Source organism: Pseudomonas sp. GW821-FHT04C07 (assembly GCF_059420325.1).
The window spans coordinates 1-1,705 of record NZ_JBWKTM010000028.1 but is presented as its reverse complement, the minus strand read 5'-3'; the positions used below and the strand labels follow the sequence as shown (position 1 = coordinate 1,705).

1 protein-coding gene is annotated in these 1,705 nt (G+C 66.3%); it reads right to left on the bottom strand.

Translation table 11 applies throughout. The features are described 5' to 3' along the window. The coding region (locus AC07UI_RS29085; RefSeq protein ID WP_494995749.1) for an Ig-like domain-containing protein at nt 1-1,705 on the bottom strand (1,705 nt) is incomplete at both ends.

Genomic DNA, 1,705 nt, shown 5'->3' with positions numbered 1-1,705 from the left:
TCCACCGTGGAACTCGAGAGTGCCCCGTACTGATCCTGCATCTGATAGCTGAGCGTCACGTGCTCGACCGCACCTTGTGCCAGGTGATCGAAATCGGCTCCCGGGTTGAACTGCAGCTGGTTGCCCGCAACGCTGGCGCTGCCCTGGCCGATCGGCGCGCTGGCGCTGACCAAGGTGAACGCGTGGCCGTCGTCGACATCGGTGTCGTTGGCCAGCACGTCAATCGTCAGGGTCTGGTTTTCCGTGCCGGCGGCCACATCGGCCACCGCTACCGGCGCATCGTTGGTGCCGGTGATGGTCACCACCACGGTGCTGCTGGCGGGCGCGCCGTGCTCGTCGGTCATGTTGTAGCTGAGCGTGACGCTGGCCGTGGCGCCTTGCGCCAGGTGGTCGAAATCGCTCCCCGGGTTGAACACCAGCTGGTTGCCCGCGACGCTGGCGCTGCCCTGGCCGATCGGCGCGCTGGCGCTGACCAAGGTGAACGCGTGGCCGTCGTCGACGTCGGTGTCGTTGGCCAGCACGTCAATCATGAGGGTCTGGTTCTCTGTACCGGCAGCCGTATCGGCCACCGCCACCGGCGCATCGTTGGTGCCGGTGATCGTGACGTCCACCGTGGAACTCGAGAGTGCCCCGTACTGATCCTGCATCTGGTAGCTGAGGGTCACGTGCTCGACCACGCCCTGCGCCAGGTGGTCGAAATCGGCCCCGGGGTTGAACACCAGCTGGTTGCCGACCACGCTGGCCGTGCCCTTGTTCGCCGGCACACTGACCGAGTTCAGCGTGAACAGGTGGCCGTCGTCGATGTCGGTGTCGTTGGCCAGCACGTCAATCGTCAGGGTCTGGTTCTCTGTACCGGCAGCCGTATCGGCCACCGCCACCGGCGCATCGTTGGTGCCGGTGATGGTCACGTCCACCGTGGAGCTCGAGAGCGCCCCATACTGATCCTGCATCTGGTAACTGAGGGTCACGTGTTCGACCACGCCTTGTGCCAGGTGGTCGAAATCGGCCCCCGGGTTGAACACCAGCTGGTTGCCGACCACGCTGGCCGTGCCCTTGCTCGCCGGCGCACTGACCGAGTTCAGCGTGAACAGGTGGCCGTCATCGACATCGGTGTCGTTGGCCAGCACGTCGAGGGTCAGGGTCTGGTTTTCCGTGCCGGCAGCCGTATCGGCCACCGCCACTGGCGCATCGTTGGTGCCGGTGATGGTCACATCCACGCTGCTGGTCGAGAGTGCCCCGTACTGGTCCTGCATCTGGTAGCTGAGGGTCACGTGCTCGACCACGCCCTGCGTCAGGTGGTCGAAATCGGCCCCTGGGTTGAACTGCAGCTGGTTGCCGACCACGCTGGCGCTGCCCTGGCCGATCGGCGCGCTGGCGCTGACCAAGGTAAACGCGTGGCCGTCGTCGACGTCGGTGTCGTTGGCCAGCACGTCGATCGTCAGGGTCTGGTTTTCCGTGCCGGCAGCCGTATCGGCCACCGCCACCGGCGCGTCGTTGGTGCCGGTGATGGTCACCACCACGGTGCTGCTGGCGGGCGCGCCGTGCTCGTCAGTCATGTTGTAGCTGAGCGTGACGCTGGCCGTGGCGCCCTGCGCCAGGTGATCGAAATCGCTCCCCGGGTTGAACACCAGCTGGTTGCCCGCAACGCTGGCGCTGCCCTGGCCGATCGGCGCGCTGGCGCTGACCAAGGTGAACGCGTGGCCGT